The following is a 22,519-nucleotide window of genomic DNA, read 5'->3' as shown; positions in this document are numbered from 1 at the left end:
GATGCCGTAGGAGCCCATCGTGACCGTGACGAGCTTTCCGTTCTCGTTGAGGACCTTGAGCCCTAGAGCTTCGGCGTATTTGCGGCCGAGCTGGAAGACGTGACCGATCTCCATGCCGCGAGCAAGCGACACCGGCCCTGATCCATCGGGTGCCGGGTCGCCATCACGCACGTTTGCGATCTCGATGATGCCATCGGCGGTGAAATCCCGACCCGCGACGACACTGTACGCATGCTTCTGGTCGACGTTCGCACCTGTGATCCACGACGTGCCTTCGGAGACACGAGGGTCGACGAGGTAACGGATGCCCGTGGCCGACTCTTCACCCAGCACAGCACCGGTGGTTGACCAGGGTCCGATATAGCCTTTGACGAGCAGCGGGTTGTTCTCGAAGTCGTCGTCGTTCGCGGTCGAGACCTCGGCGGGCGCGAAGGCGACTTCGGCACGCTTCTCGTCGACCTCGCGGTCACCGGGGATGCCGACGACAACGAGCTCGCGTGTGCCATCGAGGTGCGTGAGCGCCAGCACGACGTTCTTCAGAGTGTCGGCGGCGGTGTATTCGCCATCGAGCACGGCGTTGGAGTGCGCGACGAGCGTGTCGATCGTCGGTGTGTTCGGCGAGTCGAAGATCGTGGCCTCTGGGGCATCGCCGAACGGCACCGTGTCGGGCACAGCGGTCGTAAACGCTTCGACGTTTGCGGCGTAGCCGGAGTCGTTGCGAACGAAGGTGTCTTCACCGACGGGGGTCGGGTGAAGGAACTCTTCACTGCGCGATCCGCCCATCGCACCAGCATCCGCCTGCACGATGACGTACTCGAGGCCGAGGCGCTGGAAAATACGCTCGTAAGCATCGCGCTGCGCCATATACGACGCCTCAAGACCTTCGTCAGAGACGTCGAAGGAGTAGGCATCTTTCATCGTGAACTCGCGCCCGCGGAGCAGCCCGGCACGGGGCCGAGCCTCATCACGGTACTTGTCCTGGATCTGGTAGAGCGACAGCGGCAGATCTTTGTAGGACGAGTACAGGTCTTTGACGAGCAGCGTGAAGGCTTCTTCGTGAGTCGGGGCAAGCAGGTAGTCGCCGCCCTTGCGGTCTTGCAGGCGGAACAGCAGATCGCCGTATTCGTCCCAGCGGCCTGTCGCCTCATATGCCTCACGCGGCATCAGAGCCGGGAAGTGCACTTCTTGAGCACCCGCATTCGCCATTTCGTCGCGGATGACCGTCTCAATCTTCGCTTTCACACGAAGGCCGAGCGGCAACCAGGCGAAGATGCCGGAAGCCTGGCGTCGGATGTAGCCGGCGCGCAAAAGCAACTTGTGACTGGTGACCTCCGCCTCGGCGGGGTCTTCACGGAGCGTGCGGAGGAAGAATTTCGAGAGACGAGTGACCACGACTCAAGTCTAGTGACCCCCAGCGACCTCAGTTGAGGGCGCGTGTGCTCTCGGGGATCACGCCGTCTGCGTAGAGGCTGGCTGCGACGTCCTGCACGGCGGTGAGCCCAACGCGCTGGATCATGGGGCCGTACGAGATGCGGGCGACGCCGAGCGCCTCGTATTCAGCGGCAGAGAGCGCACCCGGCAGACCGATCACGCTGATCTTGCGCTCGCCGATTCCTTCGACGAGCTGGCGGGTGACATCGGCGTTCAGGATGCCGGGGATGAAGACGCTCGTAGCGCCTGCGTCCAAGAAAGCGCGTCCACGCTCGATGGCGTCGGCGATGCTCTCTTCGACCGGTCGACCGCCGGCGCGAACAAACGCGTCAGTGCGTGCGTTGAGCACGAACGGTACACCTTCGGCTTCACCGGCCTTGATGATCGCCTCGACGACGGCGACGGATTCGGCGAGGGGCTTCAGGCGGTCTTCGACGTTCGCGCCGACGATCCCTGCGGAGATGGCGAGGCGCGTGGTCTCCCCCGCATCGTCGTAACCGTCATCGAGGTCGGCGCTGACCGGAAGGTCGGTGGATGCCGCGATCCGCCCGATCATGTCGATCATGAGCGCACGCGGAATCTGCCCGTCCGGGTAGCCGAAGGCCGCGGCGATCGAATGTCCTGCGGTGGCGAGCGCCTTCGTCTCGGGGAGGTCGGCGACAGCTTCGCAGAAATCACATCCCAGACATTGACGACGCGGAGAATCTCCGGTGCGTCGTAGAGGGCGATAAGCGTCTGGGCTTTGTCTGCAGCAGTCATATCTCCACGCTAGCGTTCGAGTGGCCCCGGTGGGCCGTCTGGTCAATCTGTGACATCGAAGATGCCATGGGCTCCGCGCTCCGCATCGATCATGACGTGCGAGACGAAGGGATAGTGGCCGGCCTCAGGGAAGGCGAGCTCCACAAAACCGCCCTGTGCTGGCAACAGCGCCAAGGCTTGAGATCCGGTGTCCACGGCGTGGTCGATGAGGTAGCGCCCCTCTGACCACACCGTGTCGAACTGACCTCCGACGATGTGGAAGCTCGAGGCCCGGTTGGGTCCGGCATCCAGAACCCATACGCGCACGCGCTCGCCTGTCGTCGCCGGAAGCGGCATGTGATCGTACTGATTCGCATATCCGTTGAAGACAACAAGGTCTGGTTTCTCGGCTGCCAGCGCATCGACGTCGACCTCGCCGCCGTCGCCGCCGAGGTAGTACTCGTTCTGAATAAGTAGGTAGCTGCGCTCGACTGGCGCCAGATCGTCTGGCTCGATCACGACGGCTCCGAACATCCCGTTGGCGATGTGCGCGGTCATCGGCATGGTCGAGCAGTGATACATCCAGATGCCAGACCGGGTCGCAGTGAACGTGTAGGTGAGGCTCTCGCCGGGTGCAATCGTGCGCATCGGCTCATCGGGCGCGAGCGCACCCGCGTGGAAGTCGATCGAATGGCCCATCGTGCCGCTGTTGACGAGCGTTACCTCGAACGTGTCTCCGACCCTGCCGTGCAGGGTGGGACCTGGAGCTGTGCCGTTGTAGGTCCACAGGGTCTGCTCGATGCCAGGAGCGACCTCAGTGACAGTGTCTTCGACCGTGAGAGTGAGCCGATGCGTCGTGGGGCCATCGGCGGGCGGCAGCGGCGGAAGGGATGCGTCGTACGGGCGGAAACCGTCGCCCGGCATTGCGTCCATATCCATCGCGCCGGCGCCGCCGGTGTCGCTCATATCAGCGTGATCGTGGGCACCAGCATCCGCGCTTGTGGAATCGCTCGTGCCCACCGCGACGATCGTGAGTGTCATGCCCATTTGACGGTGCCCGATGATCGAGCACCATCCGTCGACATCCTCAGTGATGACACCGACATCGATGCGCTCCGAAGCGCCAGGCGCAAGGCGAGTACCCCCGATGCCGTTCTCGAAAACCAGATCGTGCACCTGCGCGTCATCGGTGTTGGTCAGCTCGACGACCAGTCGTGTACCCACCGGCACCTCGATGAGGTTCGGAGTGAAGCGCATATCTGCAGCGTGAACCTGCACGACCTGAACCGGAGCATCCGCATCGCCGGTCGCTTGAGCTCCCCAGCCGAGCGCGAGCGGATCAACGGCCGCGCACACCACGACCGTGAGCACAACGGCGAGCAATCCGGTAACGGCTTGTCCTGCCCTGCGGCCCGCGGGCTGATCTCCCTCAGGCACAATCGGACCTCGACGCGCCTCACCGAGAGTTTGATGCTCGGCTTTGGCTCGACGTTGTGCGCGCATTGCGAGAAACATGATCACGATGAACGACGCCATCGCCACGAGATATAGAACGGATGCTGCGACCCGCATCAGACTCGACACTGGCAGTGCACACACCACGAGTGCGGCGTTCGCGGTTGCGACCCGGAGTGCTCCGAGGCGGTCGAAGGCCGCAGTGCCCACTCGAACCGGCGTCGGACCGCCGCCGAGAACCACCGGGATCAGGTAGCTGAGCGCACCAGGGAGCACCTGAGCGGCAAACCCTGCCACGAGGAATGGCACTGTCTGTTCGACAAGCGGCGAAAGCGTCGCGATGCCGCCACCGTCGATGCTGGCAACGATCGTCCCCACGAGCAGAACGGCGACGCATCCTGCCCACCAGAGCAGCGCCATCCCCACCGACATCGCGGCAAATGTACGCGGAGGTGCTTGGCGCGCCGCCCGCCACAGCGAGACACCGATGAAGACCATTCCACTGAAGTATGCGGCGAGTCCGAGCGCGATCACCACAAGCACACTGAATGCAGCACCGGCGGCGGCGATGAGCACACCTCCTGCGAGTAGTGGGAGTGCTCGTGCGGCGCCGACCGCGGCGCCCTCATCTGCGCGTGTGCGCAGAATCGTCGGCCAGAGTGTGACGACGGTTCCTGCCACGACGATGCCGATCCAGCCGAGTACGTTCAGTAGCGCATGAGCGAGGACAAGATTCGGCGCATCACTTCCGCGTGCGAGCCATCCCCCCAGGCCCGCACCGAGTACAAGCATCGCGGCCGCCGCGATATAGAACCGGATAGTGCGCCCGAAGCGCCCCGGCATGCTCCGTTTTGCTCTGCGGTAGAGGCTCACGCCGTGCCAGGCAACGGCGATGATCAGTGACGTCGCACCGGCAAGGGAAAGCGGCCAGATCGCCAGTGGAACCCCAACAAAGACGAGGGTCGCTCCGACGTTGGACAGCAGCAGGCGCAGGTTCTGCGCTCGGCGATCGGCGATGGTCGCTGCACTGCGCAACAGCGCGAACGAGAAGTACTGACTCCACACCAGAATCGCGTGCGTGACGGCACCAAGCAGTAACAGGTGGATCATGAGCCAGTTCGGCACGGGAAGCGAGCGATGCACGAGAACCGCAATGACTGTGAGCAGCAACCAGAATGCCGTCGGCAGGTCGCGTGCCGCCCAGAATCCCCGGGCGGGAGCCTTCGTTGTATCGTTCTGCGGCGCTGTCGACATTCTCATCTCAGTTCAACTCTCGTCGCGATGCTACTTCTCGTCGGGATGCCCGCTTTCGTCGAAGTGCCATTCTTGGTCGAGTTGCTACGAATCGCACTGGCCAGCGCGGTCAGCACGAACAGCAAGAGTGCGAGCACACCGAGTGCACCGCCCAGCTGCCAGGCGAATGCGATGCCCAGCCCATCCCCCAGCCAGATGCGCACCACTAGCGCGATGTGCAGGAGCACCGCCGGCGCCCAGAACGCGGCGCGGTATGGCAGAGCAATACCGAGAACCGCGGGCAGAATCGTTGTCGCGTGCGCCATGATCATCGAGAACGTGTAGCCGAGGAAGACCGCATGAATGACCGCATCGTATTGTCGCTGTGCGTCGAGTTGCCCGAGCAGCAGCACCGCTCCGGCAAGCGCCAGCCACACATACCCCCCAAGGATGCACGCGGCCATGTATCGCGTCACACCGGTCGAATTGATCGTGCGTCTGGCAACGTCATGCATCACGAGCCATCCGGTGAGCGAGAGCAGTGCGGCCCCGAGCAACACTGCTCCAGCGTCCGGAAGCACGATGCCTACCGTGAGTGCCGCGGTAACCACCCAGCCGTGCACGAGCAGTCGGATGCCTGCCCGCGGCCCCATCGTGATGCGAGCGAGTTCCACGCGTTCAGCGGCGATGGTGAGCACCACGAACCCGATGATCCATGGGATCACCTGCGCCATATTGTCTTGCACGAACCAGAGCACGGTTCCGGCGAGCGCTAGCGCGGCACCGAGTACCTGTGTCAGCAGCGCAGCGTCATATTGGCGGCGCCAGAGCGGGATGTATACGAGGACGAACACGGCAGCTCCGGCGACAAGAATTGCTTTCGCGGCGATGAGAGGAACTGCGGGGACGACGAGCGCGATGCCGCCGAGACCGAGCAACGCGGGTGCGGCATACCCGTACCAGAGTCGGAGGGCGGTTGCTCTCTCCAACGAGATCACCGTGCCAACGAAGCCCATCGTCAACAGCATCCCGTGCACTTCGGGCAGTCGGGACCCGTCAATCGGTGCCGGCAACCCGATCAGCAGAAGTGCCGCATTTAAGCCGGCGAGGAGCGCCACACCCGCGGGCAGCATCCAGATGAGGCGCCAGGACGGTGCGCGCCGTGTGAAACCGGTTTCATGCCGAGGCACGCAGATGCAATAGGCACGTGCGTCGTCAGAGAACGGCGTCAGACTGCTTTCCAGATCAGCGCCATGGGCTCTGGCGATGCCCTCGACCATCCCCTCGTGCACTGCACACACGACGGTGGGGTTGTGCACAGCCGCGGAGAGCAGCGGACAGGTGTGAAGGCGCACGACTTCGCCATCACCTTCTGGAGCGAAGCCCTGTTCCCGCATAACCTCAACGACGAGTGCGCGGGCGTCAGCGTTCTGTGCGGTGGCGTTCTGGGCTGTTCCGCGCGCATCGGATGCCGGCCGATCGGCGATGAGCTGTTCGCCCCAGGAAATGCCTGCTCTGCGTGCCGGAGCGAACGGATCTGACGATGCCTGTTCCAGTGCAGATGCCAGCGTGGCGGCCAGTCCGGCGTAGGGGCTGAGCTGCTCGGGGGACACAGCACGCCAGCGCCATGCGGGCCGCCCGCGACCTGGTCCGTCTTCGCGTTCGCGCCGGATGTATCCGTCGGCGCGAAGCCGATCGAGGTGTCCGCGCACGGTGTTCTCGTGAAGACCGGTGGCGTCGACGAGTTCTGCCGTCGATGCTTCGGCGCGGCTCTCGAGCTCGCGGAGCAGTCGTTCGCGCGTTGACGAGTGTCGGCGTCCGGACGCCGTGCGACGAGGATCGCCCGTGCTGGTATTTTCCACGGGGTTAACTATAGTTAAATAGGCGGATCACCGCATGCACGTTTGACGGGAGCACACATGGGCCACATCGAGATTCAACGTTCACGCGACGAGGCCGTCGATCAGAACCCGACTGCGGGGTGCACATGTGGCGAGGCTGATGAAGAACTCCCCGAGCTCGATGTGCAGAGCATCCCGCATGCCGTCCGCCACGCCGCGATCTTCGGTGCGATCGAGTCGCTGCGTCCCGGCGCCGGCATGATCGTGTCCGCCACGCATGACCCCGTGCCGCTGCTCACGCAGTTGAGTGCTCGCCACGGCGATGCCTTCAACACGCGCTACCTGGATCGCGGTCCCGAGCGGTGGCGCATTCTGATCCGCAACGCTGGCTGAAAGCCAGTTGCTCAGTCGGACTTCGCTCCGGTCGCAACGACGGTGAGCGTCATGCCCATGGCGCGGTGGTTCGAGATCGAGCACCATCCGTCGATGTCGTCTGTGATGACGCCGACGTCGACTTTCTCTGAATCCCCTGGGGCGAGATGGCTACTGGCTTTGCTATTGGCGAGCTCGATGTCATGCATCTCTCGTTCATCGGTGTTAGTGAGCTCGATTAGCAGTCGGGTGCCGACCGGAACCTCGATGACATCCGGGGTGAAGCGCATGTTGGCGGCTTCGACCTGAACAACCTGAACCGGGGCGTCGGCATCGCCTGACGACGCTCCGGCGCACCCGGCAAGTGTCAGCATGATCATGAGAAGAGCTATGACGCCGAACGGCACCCAGCGGCCGCGATTCATCGGCTGGACAGCAGCGCCGAATCTCTTCGGGTCAGCGTTGCGCAGCAGCGCCAGAAAAGTCACCAGAGTCCCACTTTCTTTGGATACAGCTTCCACGTTATCCGCGATCCGTTCGGTGCGGATCGTGCCAGCGCGCGTACCCCGCGTTTAGGCTGAAAGCATGCCCCAGCGCCGATCGCATATTGCACCCTCCGCCGTCCAAAGTGAACTCGCCGCCGCTCTCGCGGAGTTGCGTGAGTCGGTGGACGCTCCGACGGAGTTCTCGCCGGAGGCACTAGCCGAGGCATCCACTGTCTCGCCATCGGCACCAGAACTCGACCTGCGCGACGTTCCTTTCGCGACCCTCGACCCGCTGGGCTCGAAGGATCTTGACCAAGCCTTCCACCTGGCTCGCGAGGGCTCTGGGTTCGTCGTGCGCTACGCAATCGCTGACGTGCCTTCGTTCGTCGAGCCGGGTGGAGCGGTGGATGCCGCGGCACGCGAACGCGGACAAACGCTGTATGCGGCGGATGGCCGAATTCCCCTGCATCCGCCCGTACTCAGCGAGGATCGTGCCTCGCTGCTGCCCGATGTCGACCGGCCCGCACTGGTGTGGACATTCGATCTCGCGGCAGACGGGACGGTATCGAAGTTCCGACTCGAGCGTGCACTGATCCGCTCACGGGCGCAACTTGACTATGTCACGACGCAGAAGGCGCTGGATCGTGGCGAGGATTCCCCCGCATCGCTGCTGCGAGAGATTGGTGAGCTTCGTATCGCACTGGAGCAGGCACGCGGAGGCGCCAGCCTGAATATGCCCGATGAAGAGGTCGTGCAGAACGACGACGGCACCTACGCGATCGAACGACGGCACGCTCTGCCGATCGAAGAGTGGAATGCCCAGCTCTCCCTCATGACGGGAATGGCCGCTGCCGACCTCATGGTCGGCGCGAAGGTCGGGGTTCTGCGCACGATGCCCGCACCAGACAAAAAGTCCTTCGACGCATTCCGTCGCCAGACCGAGGCCCTCGGCCGGCCGTGGACGACCGGTGAGTACGGCGAGTACCTGCGAACGCTGGACCGCAAGGACCCGCTGACCATTCCCGTGCTGGAAGCGGCGGCCATGCTGTTCCGCGGTGCCGGCTATGTGACGTTCGACGGCTCTGTTCCGGAGAACATCGAGCAGGCCGCGATCGCTGCGCCCTACGCGCACGCCACCGCTCCCCTGCGCCGCCTCGTCGACCGTTGGTCGCTCGCGATCTGCCTCGCCATCTCGCAGGGCGAAGAGCCACCAGCGTGGGCACGCGAATCGTTGGGCGAGTTGCCCGAGCTGATGCAGGCATCATCCCAGCGCGCATCGCGGCTCAACTCCGACACCGTCAACCGGGTTGAAGCGGCTCTTCTCACGCCGCTTGTCGGATCGAGGATCGACGCCACGGTGATAGAGCTGCGCGAAGGCGGCGAGCGCGCGACTGTGCAAGTCGCTGACCCTGCGGTCACGACATCCGCGCCTGTACCCGTCAGCACAAAGCCCGGCGAAACGGTGTCTCTAATGCTGGTGCGCGCAGACATCGCGAAGGGCGAGGTTGAGTTCTCGCTGTGAGCACGCGCAACCGAGGCGACCGCTAGCCGCCTGCCTGCTCTAAGCCAGCGCGCACATACCGCAGGAAAAGTTCTTCCTCAGCGTGGAGAACCGCCGCGAGGCGCATGTCGGTCGGCGCCGCATGTGCGGAGAGCGAGATTCGGCCGGCGTCCCCGGCATCCAAGGTCGAGGCGAGGGTGAGACAGAGCTCATCCACGGCGCCAGCGGCAATGAACGCTCCGAAGAGGCTCGGCCCTCCCTCAGAATGAACGTGCCGCAGCCCCCGCGCCACCAGGTCTTCGCGAAGTTTGAGTGGGTCAAGCGTGTCTGCTCCGGCGTCAACGACATCGGCGACCGGTCTCAGTGCGTCGCGCCGACTCTCCGGAGCCGTGCCCAGCGTGTAGACGATCGGCCTACTCGGTGCGTCGGTGAAAACTGCCGAGCTCGGGTCGAGGTCCAAAGTGCCCGAGACGAGTGCAAATGACGGATGCTCTGGTACTCCTCGCTCCATCCGCCAGCGCACAGCGTCATCTTGGAGCCGCATTGAACCGTATCCCTCGGCGCGCACGGTCCCCGCTCCGACGAGAATCACGTCTGCCTGTCGGCGCAAGAGCTCGAAGACCCTTCGGTCGGCGTCACCGCCGAGGCTGCCTGAGCGCCCGCTACGGGTTGCCGCGCCGTCGATACTCGAGACGAAGTTCATCCGCAGCCACGACGGGTCGGGAAACCGGTAGGTATCGAGGATGCTGTCGTCGTCGATATGGTCCGCAGGTCGCGGCCAGATGCGATTGATGTGCGCGTTCATACGTTCCGAGTCGGGTGCGTGTTGTGGTCGAGACGCGCAGGTTGCCGCATCCCGAGAATTGCTTCCACCATACGCACCGCGTCGACAGCGGCCTCGACATCGTGCATCCGGACGATCCGCGCACCGCGTTCGATGCACACGGCCATCGCCGCGATAGAGCCAGCAAGCCGGTGACCCTGTTCGCGATCAATCGACTCGCCGATGAAGTCCTTGTTCGACACCGCGGCAAGGATCGGCAGGCCGAGAACGCTGAGCTCATCGAGATGGCGGGTGAGCTCGAGGGAGTGCCGCGTGTTTTTGTCGAGGTCGTGCCCCGGGTCAATGATGATCCGACTGCGTGGTATCCCTGCGGCTTCCGCGCGTTCGACGCGCTCCTCCAGAAAGCTCCGTACGTCCTGAACGACATCAGCAAAGTACGCGGCCGGCTTCTCCACACGCGGCGGGCCGACACTGTGCGTGATCACCAGATGTGCATCGCTCCTCGAGATCACATCCGCCATGTCAGGGTCGCCCAGGCCACTCGTGTCGTTGATGACGGCGGCACCTGCCTTTATCGCTGCCTGGGCGACCAGCGCACGGTTCGTGTCGACGGATACGACTACGTCACTTGCCTGCGTGATGGCTTCGACGACAGGGACGATCCGATCGATCTCCTCTGCGACGGAGACGTGCGGCCCCTGTCCGAAGGGGACTCCGCCGATATCGACCCAGTCTGCGCCGCGCTCAGCCGCGGCGAGCGCCGCATCGACAGCTCGATCGAGAGCGAAGGTGGCGCCGCGATCGTAGAACGAGTCCGGTGTGCGATTAACGACGGCCATGACCGCGACTTGCCGGTCGAAGTCGAAGCGTCGTCGGCCGATTGTTCGTTCGTTCACAGGGTCTCTCCGTCAGCTCAGAGTTGTGCGTATGGGATTTCCGGGTCCATCAGCCGTTCCGGGTCGACCGACGCGTGCGACGCGATGAGTGGCTTGATCTGGTCGATGACATCCCACACGTTCACGTTCATCGCCGCCAGGATGCGGTTTTCAGCATCAAGCCAGAAGGCGACGAACTCTCGTTTCGCCAGGCTCCCCCGTATCACGACTCGATCATACGATCCCGGTGACGCATAGCCGATGTACTCGCAGCCGAGGTCGTACTGGTCGCTGTAGAAGTACGGCAGCTCGGTGTACTCAGTGTCATTGCCAAGGAGCGCGGAGACGGCAGCGGCCGGCTGATTCAATGCTGTGGCCCAGTGCTCGACGCGTACCCGCTGCCCGAGAATCGGATGCTGGTGATTCGCGATGTCGCCGACCGCGAAGACGTCTGGGTCGCTAGTGCGCAGCGCAGCATCGACGAGCACGCCGTTGTCGACAGCGATCCCGGCTGCCTTCGCAATCTCGACTTCAGGGCTCACCCCGATGCCGATCACGATCGCATCGGCGGGCACCCCTTCACCGTCCGCGAGGCGCACACCCGTAGCGCGACCGTGTTCAGTCGTGATCTCAGCGATCTGGACGTCGGTGCGGAGGTCCACACCGTTGGCCGTGTGCAAATCAGCGAAGACCTGCGCGATTTCATCACCCAGAACCCTGAGGAGAGGAAGCTTTCCGCCTTCGAGGATCGTCACCGTCGTATCGCTCGCGCGAGCGGCCGCGGCGACCTCTAGCCCGATCCATCCACCGCCGATGAGTACGAGCCTCTTTCCCTGCCCAAAGGTGGCACGGATCGCGTCGGACTCTTCGACGGTTCGCAGATAGTGGATGCCGTCGGCATCCGCACCGGGAAGTGGAAGGTGGCGGGCGATGGAACCGGTCGCGAGGACGAGCTTGTCGTATGGGAGTGTTGAGCCGTCGCCGAGTGTGACCGTATGCCCGGCGATATCGATCGCCGTCGCTGTCACGCCTTGACGGACCGTGATGTCGTGGTCTTGATACCAATCGGCAGAGTGCACGAGCGCATCATCGAACTCGGTGCGGCCGAATAGATAGTCCTTTGACAGTGAGGGACGTTCGTAAGGCAGATGGTTCTCTGCGGCGATCAACGTGACTGCACCTTCGTAGCCGTCTTGTCGCAAGGCTTCTGCTGTCTTCCCTGCGGCGAGGCCTCCCCCGATCACGATGACGTTCTGCACTGTGTTCATCAGCTCTTTCCAATCGTTCTTGTGTGCGGGGTCTATATGCGAGTGAGTTCTGCGAGTGCGAGGAACTCTTGTCGTGAACGTGGATCATCACGCAGGCGACCGAGAAGCGTCGAGGTCAACGTGCTCGATCCGGTCGCCTGAGCACCTCGCAGCGTCATGCACGAATGTTCCGCTGCAATAATCACGCCCACGCCCTCAGGATCGAGGTTGTCTTGCAGCCACTGCGCGACCTGCTTTGTCAGCCGCTCTTGGGTCTGGGGACGAGAAGCAAAGTGTTCCATGATGCGCGCCAGCTTCGACAGGCCGACGATTCGTTCGCCTGGGAGGTATCCGATGCTGGCTCGACCGCTGAACGGCAAGAGGTGGTGCTCGCAGATCGAACGGACGGGTATGTCACGCACGATGACCATCTCGTCGTACCCCTCCTCATTCGGAAAGGTGGTCAAGTCAAACTCTCGCGGAGTGAGTAGCTCAGCCCACGCGCGCGCCATCCGCTCGGGCGTCGCTCTGAGGTGCTCAGATTCGAGAGAGACCCCTAACGCCCGCAGAAAATCGCCTGCCGCTAACTCTGCTCGCGCCAGATCTGGTGCAGGCATTGCGCTCTTGACATGCACTGGCACAACTTCGGGCCAAAGAATCGACTCCGACATGTCTGCACCTTTCTAAACCGTAATGAACTTATTTTTAGAATGGCACCACGACGATGTTTCGTAAGGTAGCCTTGTTTTAGAAAGGGCGATGCGAATGGACACAACCAACCCTCACGGGAATCTGGGCGATCTCGCGCTGCTGTCGGACGACGTCCGCCGGCGTCTTTATGAGTTCATCGCGCGCCAGAGCAACAGTGTGACGCGGGAGGAAGTCTCGACCGCCATCGGCATCAGCCGCAGCCTTGCCGCCTATCATCTGGACCGGCTTGCCGATGCGGGGCTGTTGGAAGTCAGTTTTGCTCGGATGAACGGCAGGACGGGGCCGGGATCGGGACGCCCCTCGAAGCGTTACGCGCGCAGCCAGGACGAGCGCGCAGTGAGCTTCCCTCCCCGCAACTACAGCCTGCTGGCCAAGCTCCTCGCTACGGCGGCTGACGCGGCTCCATCTGGCGAGTTTCGCGTCGCTCTCGCCGAGGCCGCAGAGCACGAGGGGAACGAGCTGGCAGCGAACGCGGGAAACTTCCCTTCTGCGCTCGCCGCTGCGGGATTCGAGCCCGTCAGTACTGACGACGATGACATCATCCTGCAGAACTGTCCGTTTCACAGTGTGGCGCAAGAGCACACCGACCTTGCGTGCAACCTCAACCACGCGTTCGTTCGCGGAACGCTCGAAGGGTCCCATGCCGACCCTGATCGAGCAGAACTGTCGCCTGCAACCGGCCGATGCTGCGTGGTAATTCACCCCGCACAACCACCCGCGCACCCCGCACAACCACCCGCGAGCACAGCATGAGCAGACCCCGGTTCGCGTTGATCCCCGCGGCATACGTCTATCTCCGGCGCGGTGATGAGGTGCTGCTGCAGCTGCGACAGGGCACCGGATACCTCGACGGCACGTGGGCAGCCGGAGCAGCCGGGCACATCGAGTTCGTTGAGCACGCGACGATGGCCGCTATCCGTGAGGCCAGGGAAGAACTGGGCATCACACTCGAGGAGCACGACCTCACGCCGCTCAGCGTCATGCAGCGCACCGACGGCACTTCGACTGAGATCGAGCAGCGCGTCGACTGGTTCTTCGCCGCGTCCACGTGGGTCGGCGATCCTCGGATCATGGAGCCGAGCAAGTGCGCACGGATCGACTGGTTCTCACTCCAGGATCTTCCGGAGGCGATGCCTCCTCATGAGCGATTGATCCTCGAATCACTCGCCGATGGCTCGTTACCGGCGTTCACCAACTTCGGGTTCTGATCCGACGACCTGCGTCGTCATCACCAGCAACTGCGGATCGCTCAGATCGAGCGACACCCGAATGCTCGAGAACGCAGACAAAGCCTCGACGTGCGTCCCGCCGCAAAGAATCTCCACGTCGCCATCGGGAAGCTCACAGTGCCAAGAGCGCCGGTCAGTTATCGTCGGTCCCTCCACAGCGATCCAGCTGCGCGCACCACAGGCCACCCACACGGCAAGCTGCGTGTTGATGCGCTCTTCGCGCTCCGAGAGCGTCGCCGCGAACGTCTCGGTGTCAAAGCCCGCCTTGCGCAGACTTTTCCCGAGCCTGTAATCGTCGACGCTGCCATCTTCATGGATGCGACTGGACTGGTTCGCGCGACCCTCGAAATCCGGGCTGCCCAGTGCGTCGCACCCGGATCTTTCCGCCACAGATCAGCGACTGCGAGATCGAGCGCCAAAGATGCCAAATGACACGCAGTGTGCCCGCGGCTCAGACCACTGCGCCGTGAGGCATCGACGTCGAGAGTCACTGCGGCCCCTGGCACCAGCCAGTGCGGAGCATCTGCGACCGCAAGGCGATGCCCCACCAGCCACGTCCAGCCCTCCGCACCCCGCTTGACGGGGATGTCCGCACCCACAGCGAGCACACCGTCGTCACTCACCGCAGCCATCACCGCCTCGGCAACCGCTATGGACTCGTCGCCCGCACGCAGGGCCCCGGCATCCCCGGGCTGATCCGGCCAGGTGTGATCCACGGGATGAAACGGCGTCGCATCCACGACGATGACCGCGCCATCTTCACGAGATTCCGCGGACACAACTGTCCCCGCGCCACGCGTAGCACCGTGCGGAAAGGTAACGATCGTGGCGGGCATCAGACTTACGCGGTGATGACCTGGGCGGTGCCGAGGGGAGCGTCCGCACCCATCTCGGCGGCAATGCGGTTCGCCTCTTCGATCAGGGTCGCAACGATGTCGGCCTCAGGAACGGTCTTGATGACCTCGCCCTTGACGAAGATCTGTCCCTTACCGTTTCCGGAAGCCACGCCAAGATCAGCCTCGCGCGCCTCACCAGGGCCGTTTACAACGCAGCCCATGACTGCGACGCGCAGCGGCACGGTCATGTCTTTAAGACCCTCGGTCACGTTGTCAGCAAGCGTGTACACGTCTACCTGGGCGCGACCGCACGAAGGGCAGGAAACAATTTCGAGCTTGCGCTCGCGCAGGTTCAGCGACTGCAAAATCTGATGGCCGACCTTGACCTCTTCGGCGGGCGGCGCAGAGAGCGAGACGCGGATCGTGTCGCCGATGCCCTCCGAGAGCAGGATCCCGAATGCCGTCGCCGACTTGATCGTGCCCTGGAATGCGGGCCCGGCCTCGGTCACGCCGAGGTGCAGGGGCCAGTCGCCGCGCTCTGCGAGCTGACGGTAAGCCTTCACCATGACAATCGGGTCGTTGTGCTTGACCGAGATCTTGAAGTCGTGGAAGTCGTGTTCTTCAAACAGCGAAGCCTCCCACACGGCGCTCTCGACGAGCGCCTCTGCGGTGGCTTTGCCGTGCTTCTCGAGGATCCGCCTGTCGAGCGAACCGGCGTTAACGCCGATGCGCAGCGAGACACCGGCAGCCTTCGCTGCCTCGGCGATCTTGCCGACGTTGCCGTCGAACTCGCGGATGTTGCCCGGGTTCACGCGCACCGCACCACAGCCGGCGTCGATCGCCGTGTAGATGTAGCGCGGCTGGAAGTGGATGTCGGCAATCACCGGAATCTGGCTCTTCATCGCGATAATCTTCAGCGCATCGGCGTCATCCTGATGCGGCACCGCCACGCGCACGATCTCACAGCCGGAGGCGGTGAGCTCGGCGATCTGCTGAAGTGTGCCGTTGATGTCAGTCGTCTTCGTCGTCGTCATCGACTGGACGCTGACGGGAGCGTTTCCGCCGACCAACACTTTCCCGACCTTGATCTGTCGAGTCTTACGACGAGGGGCGAGGACTTCAGGGACCTTCGGCATCCCAAGATTCACGGCTGGCACATCTCCAGCCTACGCCGCCGTCACGCGGCGGGGCTGGATCCTCGCCGTGTGATAGTTTCAGGCCATGCTCGCGAACTTCACCTGGTGGCCCGCCTCTTAGGCGGTGTGTTCGCGTTCCCACGAATTCTGACCGCCTCCCGGGCGGTCTTTTTTTTTGAGCCGAGCCGGAGCCCTGCACAGGAGATCTCGATGACCGATACCGCAGCCCTGCTCGCCGAACTGGTGCACGACACCGATGCGTCCTTCGTGCTGATTGCGCGCGACGGCGCCGAGAGCGTCGAGCTTCTCACGGGAGACATTGAAGATGTCGAGCTGCTCGCCGACATTCCGCTGACCGTGAACGGGACTCCCCGCGAGGTGTTCGCGATGGTCCCGTACCGCCAGGTGCGTGAGCGGGGTTTCGAAGCGCAGGATGACGGTGCACCGCTGCGCTGCCTGCTCGTCGATCGCCATGAGTACCTGCCGCTCGAAGGCATGCTGAGTGCACTGCCGCAGGATGCCGTGCCGTTGAAAGACGCCGGCTTCGATATCAGCGATGAGGACTACGCAGAAGTAGTCACCCGCGTCATCGCCGACGAGATCGGCCGTGGCGAAGGCGCCAACTTCGTCATCCGTCGTGACTACACCGCCACTATCGACACCGGTTCCGCCGAGCACACGACAGCCGAGCGCACCGCTGCAGAGCGCACCACCGCACTCACTTGGTTCCGCGCGCTTCTCGAACACGAGCGCGGTGCCTATTGGACGTTCGCCGTCATCACGCCCGGACACATTGCCGTAGGTGCGAGCCCAGAGGCCCACGTGGTCGCCCGCGACGGCATCGTCACAATGAATCCGATCTCCGGCACGTTCCGCCATCCTGCAGGAGGAGCGACCAAAGAGACTCTGGTCGAGTTCCTCTCCTCCACCAAAGAGACTGAGGAGCTCTTCATGGTCGTCGATGAAGAACTCAAGATGATGAGCGCGGTCTGCTCGGATGGCGGTCGTATCACCGGGCCGCACCTCAAGCAGATGTCACGCCTCACACACACCGAGTACATGCTGCGTGGGCGCAGCCGGCTTGATCCGCGCGACATCCTCCGCGAGACGATGTTCGCCCCCACCGTCACCGGCTCTCCGATGCAGAACGCCTGTGCTGTCATCCGTCGCCATGAGGCGAAGCCCCGCGGCTACTACTCCGGTGTTGCGGCACTCTTCACCCCGAACGATCACGGTGGGCACGACGTCGACGCCCCTATCCTCATTCGCACCGTCTACCTCGAAAACGGGCAGCTGCGCGTCCCGGTCGGCGCGACGCTGGTGCGCCACTCCGACCCGTACGGAGAAGTCAGCGAAACCCACGGCAAGGCGGCTGGCGTTCTCGGTGCCATCGGCGCGATTGCTCGTGACGACGTCGCCACGACAAAGACCGATCCAGATGAGCCAGGAACAGAGACGTCACTCGCCGATGACGCGGAGGTCAGCGCGCTCCTCGCCTCGCGCAACTCGCGGCTCGCGGAATTCTGGCTGAACCCGCAGGAGGACGGCACGGCAGGTCCGTTCGCCGGCCGCAGCGCACTCGTCGTCGACGCCGAAGACCGCTTCACGACGATGCTCGCCCATCAGCTGCATCACCTCGGGCTGGACGCGAAGATCGTGCCGTGGAACGAAGTCACCGACGCGGACATCGATGCCACCGAGCTTCTCATCGCCGGCCCCGGCCCCGGCGATCCTCGCGACGCCGCGACGCCGCGAATTGCCCGCATGCGCGAGATCGTCGCCAGGCGACTCGCTGAGGGCGCACCGCTGCTCGCTGTATGCCTCAGTCACCAGATTCTGGCTGACCAGCTCGGCATCGAGCTCGCCCCTCTGTCCACGCCGCACCAGGGACTGCAGAAGGTCGTTCCTGTGTTCGGCGAGGATGCCTCGATCGGGTTCTACAACACGTTCACTGCCCGGGTATCCCCTGGCACCACCACAGTGGGCGCCGCCGAGGTCTCCGCAGACGTTGCGACAGGCGACGTCTACGCAATGCGCGGCAAGGGCTTCTCTAGCGTGCAGGGGCATCTCGAGTCGATCCTGTCCCGCGATGGCATCCGTACGTTGGAGCGCCTGATCCGCGACGCGGTCGCATAACACCACCTACTGGAACAGGTTCACCGGGTTCACGACGTCGGCGATCATCAGCAGCGCGCCCATTCCGATAAGCAGCACTGCGACGATCACGGTCAACGGCACGAGGCGGGTCGCGTCTACCGGAGCTGGCGGCGGGCGGCGGAACAGCTTCGCCCAGGCGCGCCGGATGCCGTCCCAGAGCGCCACGACGACGTGACCTCCGTCGAGCGGCAGCAGTGGGATCAGGTTGAACACGAACAGCGCGATATTCAATGAGCCCAGCAGGTTCAACAGCACGACGAATCGGTTCAGAATCGGTGCATCGGTGGCAGCCACCTCACCGGCGATGCGCCCCACCCCGACGACGCTGAGCGGACCGTTCGGGTCGCGCTCCGACCCGGTGAACAGCGACACTCCGACATCCCAGAGTCGCGCAGGGAGCGTCACGATCAGGCTCGCCACACGTCCGACGTTCTCGCCCGCCATCTCGGCGCCCGTGCCGATCGGCTGCGGGACGAAACCCATCTGGGCGCCCATCCCGACGTAACCGACCTCGGCGACGATCGGCTTGCCGTCGGCGTCGAGTTTGGGCTGACCAGAGGCGTCGGTGAGCGCCCGTTCGGCTGAAATCGGAGTAATCGTCAGGTCGGTGTTCTCACCCTTGCGTGAAACGACCATGTCAAGGGTGTTACCGGGCGCCGCCTGCACTATGGCGGTCGCCTCGGCGAACGTCGACACGGGCGTGCCGTCAATCGATACCAGCACGTCGCCAGGCAGAATGCCGGCCTCAGCCGCCGGAGATGCGGGATCATTCGGCGCACACTCGGTTTGTGATGTTCCGGCCGGAAGAACGCACTCGGTGACACTCGCGATGGTCGTCGTGCCCTGCTGAAGGCCGATCCCCGAGGCGAGCACGGTAAGGATAAGCACCGCGAGAATCAGATTCATCAGCGGACCGCCAAGCATCACGATGACGCGCTTGAACACCGGGAGCTTGTAGAACACGCGCTCCTCGGCACCGTCTGTGATCGTCTCATCGTTAGCGGAACGGGCATCCTGCACCAGCGTGCGGAAGATTCCTCGTGCGGGCTTTCCCTCGGATGCCGGATACATCCCAGACATCGAGATGAATCCGCCGAGCGGCAGAACCTTGAACCCGTACTCGGTCTCGCCGATCCGTTTCGACCACAGCCGGGGACCGAAGCCGATCATGTACTGCCCCACGCGCACGCCGAAGAGCTTCGCGGGGACGAGATGTCCGATCTCGTGCAGCCCGATCGAGAGGCCGAGGCCCACCAGCATGAACAGAATGCCGGCGATGTAAAGCAGGATTTCCACATGCCAACGGTACTGTGCGTCGACTAGGAATCCGCCGCATAGGCTGAGGGGGTGACTTCCCGACAGCTGCGACTCCTGCGTGGGGCCACCGCATCGTCGGTCGCGACGATCATCGCCGCCGTTTCACACACCATCGGCGGCGGGACTCCGCCCCACCCTCTGCTCGTCATCGCGCTCAGCGTGTTCCTTGCGCCCATCTCGACGCTGCTGGTCGGACGCACCCCAGGTCTTGCGAAGTTGAGCACGGCTGTACTGGTGTCGCAGGTTGTCTTCCATGTGCTGTTCGTTGCGCTCGGAGCGACCCTGACTCCCGGTGTCGCCGTCAGCGGTCACCAGCACGTCTTGACCCTGCCAACAGTGGCCGCAACGTTGCCTGCGGCTTCTGGTGATGCCGCCATGGCCGGCGCGCACTTCTTTGCCGGCATCCTCACCGTCGCCATGCTCTGGCGCGGCGAACAGCTGCTGCGCGCGATTGCACGCTGGGTGCGGGCCGTGTTGCGGGTGCGGATGCCGCAGCTACCCGCCGACTGGCCAATTCCGGCATCGCTCGGCGAAACCACGCACATCTTTGTCTCGACGATCCGCGTGGGCGACATTTCGCTGCGCGGGCCTCCCCTGCTCTCCCACGGCTGAACAGTCGTACGTGATCATCGCCGTTTCACGGCATCCCTCGCGGTTCAGCGCGCCATCGGCGTGCCCGCACGCAGAGTCGACTCTGCATCTGACCACAGGAGACACCCATGTCAAACTCTCGATTCCCCCGTCGCGGCGTCGCCGCCGCCGTTCTTGCCGCAGGTTTTGTTCTCGCAGCTCCGCTCGCTGCGAGCGCTCACGTCGGCGTCAGCCCCGATGCCATCGAGCCAGGAGGCTCGGCTGTACTGACCTTCTCGTTCTCGCACGGCTGCGAGGAGTCCCCCACGACGGCGCTGCGCATCACGATGCCTGACGGTCTGGCATCCGTCTCACCGACGGTCGACAGCCTCTGGGACATCGCCGTTGAGCGCGCCGACAACGGCCTCGTCTCTGCGGTCACTTACACCGCCACTTCCCCCATCCCTGGCGGTCTCCGCGGCGCGGCGAGCATGGCAGTGACGCTCGGTGAGGATGCGCCAGATGCCCTCGCTTTCCCCGTTGAGCAGCAGTGCGAGACCGGCATGAACGAGTGGGTCGAGATCGCTGAGGATGGCGCTGATCCGCACGATCTCGATTCACCCGCACCGGTCGTGACTGTGGCGGCCGCTGGCTCAGACACCGCGGATGCCGGACACGGCGAGCACTCCGACATGCCGCAAAGCACGCCAGCGGAGGAATCGGCGAGTCCAGTCGGAACGATCCTCGGCGGTGCAGGGCTGGTTGCGGGCCTCGCTGGTCTCGTCGTTGCGGTACTCGCATATCGGCGTTCGGCCTAGCCGCTCGCGAACCGGCGGATGAAGCCGGTCTGGGGCGCGCCCGACACATCTGCGAGCGCGTCCCAGACACCCGCTCATGAGATCATGGAAGGGCCATGTCGACCACACAGCCCAGCCTTCCTCCCGTGCTCCGTCCGGATGCTCCGCCACAGCGAGCCCTGACGGATCTTGCCGCCCGATTCGGCACCGCCACCCGCGGTGACACGGCCGGTGTCACTCTGACCGGTATCACCCTCGCCACCGCCGACCTCCGCGCCGGCGAGGCGTTCGTCGCCATTCAGGGCGTCAATCAGCACGGTGCGGTGTTCGCCGACACTGCCGCTGAGAAGGGGGCGGTCGCGGTTATCACCGACGAGGCCGGCGCCGACCTCGCCGGCAACACCGGGCTTCCGATCGTGATCGTCGATGACCCCCGCGGCATCCTGGGGTCACTGAGCGCCTGGGTCTACGGCACTGGCGCCGATGACGATCTGCCGCTGCTCTTCGCGACCACCGGCACGAACGGTAAGACGAGCGTCTCTCACCTGCTCGAAGGCATTCTCGATCAGATCGGTGTTGTGACCGGGCTGTCCTCGACGGCAGAGAGACACATCGCCGGAGACGTCATCGTCTCCCGGCTCACCACGCCCGAGGCCTCCGAGATGCATGCGCTTCTTGCGCTCATGCGCGAACGTAAGGTCGAAGCCGTCGCCGTCGAGGTCAGCGCCCAGGCACTGTCGCGCAAGCGCGTCGACGGCATCGTGTTCGATGTCGCAGGGTTCACGAACCTCTCCCACGATCATCTCGACGACTACGCCGACATGGACGAGTACTTCGCCGCGAAGCTGCCACTCTTCCGCCCTGACCGGGCGCGTCGTGCCGTGATCTGTCTGGACTCCGCCGCTGGCGTCGATGTCGTGGCCGCCTCCGAGATTCCGGTGGTCACCGTTGGCACCCCGGCGATCGCGGTAGACCCCGAAGCCGCAGCCAAGGCCGACTGGGTCGTCACGATTGATGATGAGCGCCAGCGCGGCACCCGCTTCACGCTGACGGGCCCCGAGGACAAGACGCTCACGACGGTTGTCCCCGTGATCGGCCCGCACATGGCAGCGAACGCCGCGCTCGCGCTCGTGATGCTGCTTGAAGGCGGCTACACCTGGGAGCGCATCGCTCTGGCGCTCGAGCGCGACGGCCAGATCAACGCCTACCTGCCGGGCCGCACCGAGCTCGTCTCCGGAGAGCAGGGGCCAGCGGTCTTCGTCGACTTCGGCCACTCCCCGGATGCATTCGAAAAGACCCTCGCAGCGATCCGCCGGGTTACACCTGGCCGCACCCTGATGCTCTTCGGCGCAGATGGCGACCGTGACGCGACGAAACGGCACGACATGGGTCGCACCGCGGTCGAGGGCAGCGACATCCTGGTCGTCACCGACCACCACCCGCGCTTCGAGGACCCAGCCTCGATCCGTGCGACCCTCATCGAGGGCGCGCGGCTCGTGCAGCCGGATGCCGAGATCCACGAGGTTTCCCCGCCGGAGGCAGCGATCATCGCCGCTGTCGGCCTCGTCGGAGAAGGCGACGCCATCCTCTGGGCGGGTCCAGGGCACCAGGATTATCGCGACATCCGCGGAGTGCGCACCCCGTACTCGGCGCGTGAGTTGGCACGTCGAGCGTTGCGCGATGCCGGATGGCCCGTTCCCGAGCCGCACTGGCCGGTTCCGTACCCGGACTGAGCCCGGTCGCCCGCCCGTTCGCTCCGTACAGCCCGCAGGGCCCTGGACCGCTCCCTGAGCCTGTCGAAGGG

The 22,519-nt window shown here is 64.3% G+C and carries 19 protein-coding genes and 1 pseudogene; 8 read left to right on the top strand and 12 right to left on the bottom strand.

All coding sequences use genetic code 11. The features are described from left to right. The 4 genes and pseudogenes from DC31_RS15070 to DC31_RS18240 form a co-directional block, all read right to left on the bottom strand. On the bottom strand, positions 1-1,392 hold a 1,392-nt coding region (locus tag DC31_RS15070), incomplete at its 3' end, for a proline--tRNA ligase (protein WP_036281550.1). Positions 1,393-1,420: 28 nt separating this feature from the next. Next, positions 1,421-2,190 (bottom strand): annotated as a pseudogene (locus tag DC31_RS15065) (isocitrate lyase/PEP mutase family protein). Between the two features lie 42 nt (positions 2,191-2,232). Next, positions 2,233-4,878: a multicopper oxidase domain-containing protein gene (locus DC31_RS15060; RefSeq protein ID WP_051607078.1), complete on the bottom strand. Its 2,646-nt coding sequence runs from the start codon at positions 4,876-4,878 to the stop codon at positions 2,233-2,235. Between the two features lie 2 nt (positions 4,879-4,880). Beyond that, a complete protein-coding gene (locus DC31_RS18240; RefSeq protein ID WP_152545452.1) occupies positions 4,881-6,719 on the bottom strand; it encodes a helix-turn-helix transcriptional regulator in 1,839 nt (612 codons plus the stop codon). A gap of 57 nt (positions 6,720-6,776) precedes the next feature. Here DC31_RS18240 and DC31_RS15050 point away from each other — a divergent pair, with 57 nt between their 5' ends. Further along, positions 6,777-7,091, top strand: a complete 315-nt coding sequence (locus tag DC31_RS15050) for a DUF2249 domain-containing protein (protein ID WP_036281548.1) — start codon at positions 6,777-6,779, stop codon at positions 7,089-7,091. 11 nt (positions 7,092-7,102) lie between these two features. Here the strand turns inward: DC31_RS15050 and DC31_RS15045 are convergent, their stop codons facing one another. Beyond that, positions 7,103-7,558, bottom strand: a complete 456-nt coding sequence (locus DC31_RS15045) for a cupredoxin domain-containing protein (RefSeq protein WP_036281546.1) — start codon at positions 7,556-7,558, stop codon at positions 7,103-7,105. Between the two features lie 97 nt (positions 7,559-7,655). Here DC31_RS15045 and DC31_RS15040 point away from each other — a divergent pair, with 97 nt between their 5' ends. Next, a complete protein-coding gene (locus DC31_RS15040; RefSeq protein ID WP_036281543.1) occupies positions 7,656-9,077 on the top strand; it encodes an RNB domain-containing ribonuclease in 1,422 nt (473 codons plus the stop codon). 22 nt (positions 9,078-9,099) lie between these two features. On the opposite strand, the gene DC31_RS15035 is transcribed toward DC31_RS15040, so the two are convergent. Genes DC31_RS15035 through folE form a run of 4 tightly spaced genes read right to left on the bottom strand, consistent with a single transcriptional unit; the run spans position 9,100 to position 12,579 of the window. Then, positions 9,100-9,861, bottom strand: coding sequence for a pyrimidine reductase family protein (locus DC31_RS15035; protein WP_036281542.1), 762 nt, complete (start codon positions 9,859-9,861; stop codon positions 9,100-9,102). Beyond that, positions 9,858-10,736, bottom strand: coding sequence for a dihydropteroate synthase (gene folP / locus DC31_RS15030; protein ID WP_036281539.1), 879 nt, complete (start codon positions 10,734-10,736; stop codon positions 9,858-9,860). Before folP ends, DC31_RS15035 begins: the two co-directional genes overlap by 4 nt. A gap of 17 nt (positions 10,737-10,753) precedes the next feature. Beyond that, positions 10,754-11,983, bottom strand: coding sequence for an NAD(P)/FAD-dependent oxidoreductase (locus DC31_RS15025; RefSeq protein WP_036281537.1), 1,230 nt, complete (start codon positions 11,981-11,983; stop codon positions 10,754-10,756). 32 nt (positions 11,984-12,015) lie between these two features. Beyond that, the gene (gene folE / locus DC31_RS15020) at positions 12,016-12,579 is read right to left on the bottom strand and encodes a GTP cyclohydrolase I FolE (protein ID WP_051607085.1); all 564 of its coding nucleotides are present in this window, start codon (positions 12,577-12,579) and stop codon (positions 12,016-12,018) included. Between the two features lie 148 nt (positions 12,580-12,727). On the opposite strand from folE, the gene DC31_RS15015 reads away from it, so the two are divergent. After that, positions 12,728-13,426 carry a helix-turn-helix transcriptional regulator gene (locus tag DC31_RS15015; RefSeq protein WP_152545451.1) on the top strand — a complete coding sequence of 233 codons (699 nt, stop codon included), beginning with the start codon at positions 12,728-12,730 and terminating at the stop codon, positions 13,424-13,426. Continuing rightward, positions 13,423-13,881, top strand: a complete 459-nt coding sequence (locus DC31_RS15010) for an NUDIX hydrolase (protein WP_036281531.1) — start codon at positions 13,423-13,425, stop codon at positions 13,879-13,881. The genes DC31_RS15015 and DC31_RS15010 overlap by 4 nt, the downstream gene beginning before the upstream one ends. On the opposite strand, the gene DC31_RS19735 is transcribed toward DC31_RS15010, so the two are convergent. Together DC31_RS19735 and ispG are read right to left on the bottom strand one after the other, a co-directional pair. Beyond that, positions 13,852-14,292, bottom strand: coding sequence for a hypothetical protein (locus tag DC31_RS19735; protein ID WP_235201556.1), 441 nt, complete (start codon positions 14,290-14,292; stop codon positions 13,852-13,854). The two genes, DC31_RS15010 and DC31_RS19735, sit on opposite strands and share 30 nt — an antisense overlap. Positions 14,293-14,743: 451 nt before the next feature. Further along, positions 14,744-15,895: a flavodoxin-dependent (E)-4-hydroxy-3-methylbut-2-enyl-diphosphate synthase gene (ispG, locus tag DC31_RS15000; RefSeq protein ID WP_200872947.1), complete on the bottom strand. Its 1,152-nt coding sequence runs from the start codon at positions 15,893-15,895 to the stop codon at positions 14,744-14,746. 189 nt (positions 15,896-16,084) lie between these two features. On the opposite strand from ispG, the gene DC31_RS14995 reads away from it, so the two are divergent. Beyond that, positions 16,085-18,010: an anthranilate synthase family protein gene (locus DC31_RS14995; RefSeq protein ID WP_036281527.1), complete on the top strand. Its 1,926-nt coding sequence runs from the start codon at positions 16,085-16,087 to the stop codon at positions 18,008-18,010. A 6-nt stretch (positions 18,011-18,016) separates the two neighbouring features. Here the strand turns inward: DC31_RS14995 and DC31_RS14990 are convergent, their stop codons facing one another. After that, complete coding sequence (locus DC31_RS14990; protein ID WP_036281524.1) at positions 18,017-19,327, bottom strand: M50 family metallopeptidase; 1,311 nt, start codon at positions 19,325-19,327, stop codon at positions 18,017-18,019. A 51-nt stretch (positions 19,328-19,378) separates the two neighbouring features. On the opposite strand from DC31_RS14990, the gene DC31_RS14985 reads away from it, so the two are divergent. From DC31_RS14985 to DC31_RS14975, 3 genes are all read left to right on the top strand, one after another. Next, positions 19,379-19,960 carry a hypothetical protein gene (locus DC31_RS14985; protein WP_051607076.1) on the top strand — a complete coding sequence of 194 codons (582 nt, stop codon included), beginning with the start codon at positions 19,379-19,381 and terminating at the stop codon, positions 19,958-19,960. Between the two features lie 107 nt (positions 19,961-20,067). After that, complete coding sequence (locus DC31_RS14980) at positions 20,068-20,736, top strand: YcnI family copper-binding membrane protein (RefSeq protein ID WP_036281521.1); 669 nt, start codon at positions 20,068-20,070, stop codon at positions 20,734-20,736. Between the two features lie 95 nt (positions 20,737-20,831). After that, positions 20,832-22,448, top strand: coding sequence for a Mur ligase family protein (locus tag DC31_RS14975; protein WP_036281519.1), 1,617 nt, complete (start codon positions 20,832-20,834; stop codon positions 22,446-22,448). Positions 22,449-22,519: the final 71 nt, after the last annotated feature.

The organism is Microbacterium sp. CH12i (genome assembly GCF_000685355.1).
Taxonomy (GTDB): domain Bacteria; phylum Actinomycetota; class Actinomycetes; order Actinomycetales; family Microbacteriaceae; genus Microbacterium.
Note: the sequence above shows the minus strand (reverse complement) of the source record. Positions and strands in the feature narration are given on the sequence as shown.

Excerpts from the sequence above, each read along its gene's own strand:
- DC31_RS15060 (WP_051607078.1), bottom strand. The coding sequence starts at position 4,878 with ATGTCGACAGCGCCGCAGAACGATACAACGAAGGCTCCCGCCCGGGGA.
- DC31_RS15050 (WP_036281548.1), top strand. The coding sequence starts at position 6,777 with ATGGGCCACATCGAGATTCAACGTTCACGCGACGAGGCCGTCGATCAG.
- DC31_RS15040 (WP_036281543.1), top strand. The coding sequence starts at position 7,656 with ATGCCCCAGCGCCGATCGCATATTGCACCCTCCGCCGTCCAAAGTGAA.
- DC31_RS15035 (WP_036281542.1), bottom strand. The coding sequence starts at position 9,861 with ATGAACGCGCACATCAATCGCATCTGGCCGCGACCTGCGGACCATATC.
- DC31_RS15025 (WP_036281537.1), bottom strand. The coding sequence starts at position 11,983 with ATGAACACAGTGCAGAACGTCATCGTGATCGGGGGAGGCCTCGCCGCA.
- folE (WP_051607085.1), bottom strand. The coding sequence starts at position 12,579 with ATGCCTGCACCAGATCTGGCGCGAGCAGAGTTAGCGGCAGGCGATTTT.
- DC31_RS15015 (WP_152545451.1), top strand. The coding sequence starts at position 12,728 with ATGGACACAACCAACCCTCACGGGAATCTGGGCGATCTCGCGCTGCTG.
- DC31_RS15010 (WP_036281531.1), top strand. The coding sequence starts at position 13,423 with ATGAGCAGACCCCGGTTCGCGTTGATCCCCGCGGCATACGTCTATCTC.
- DC31_RS14995 (WP_036281527.1), top strand. The coding sequence starts at position 16,085 with ATGACCGATACCGCAGCCCTGCTCGCCGAACTGGTGCACGACACCGAT.
- DC31_RS14980 (WP_036281521.1), top strand. The coding sequence starts at position 20,068 with ATGTCAAACTCTCGATTCCCCCGTCGCGGCGTCGCCGCCGCCGTTCTT.
- DC31_RS14975 (WP_036281519.1), top strand. The coding sequence starts at position 20,832 with ATGTCGACCACACAGCCCAGCCTTCCTCCCGTGCTCCGTCCGGATGCT.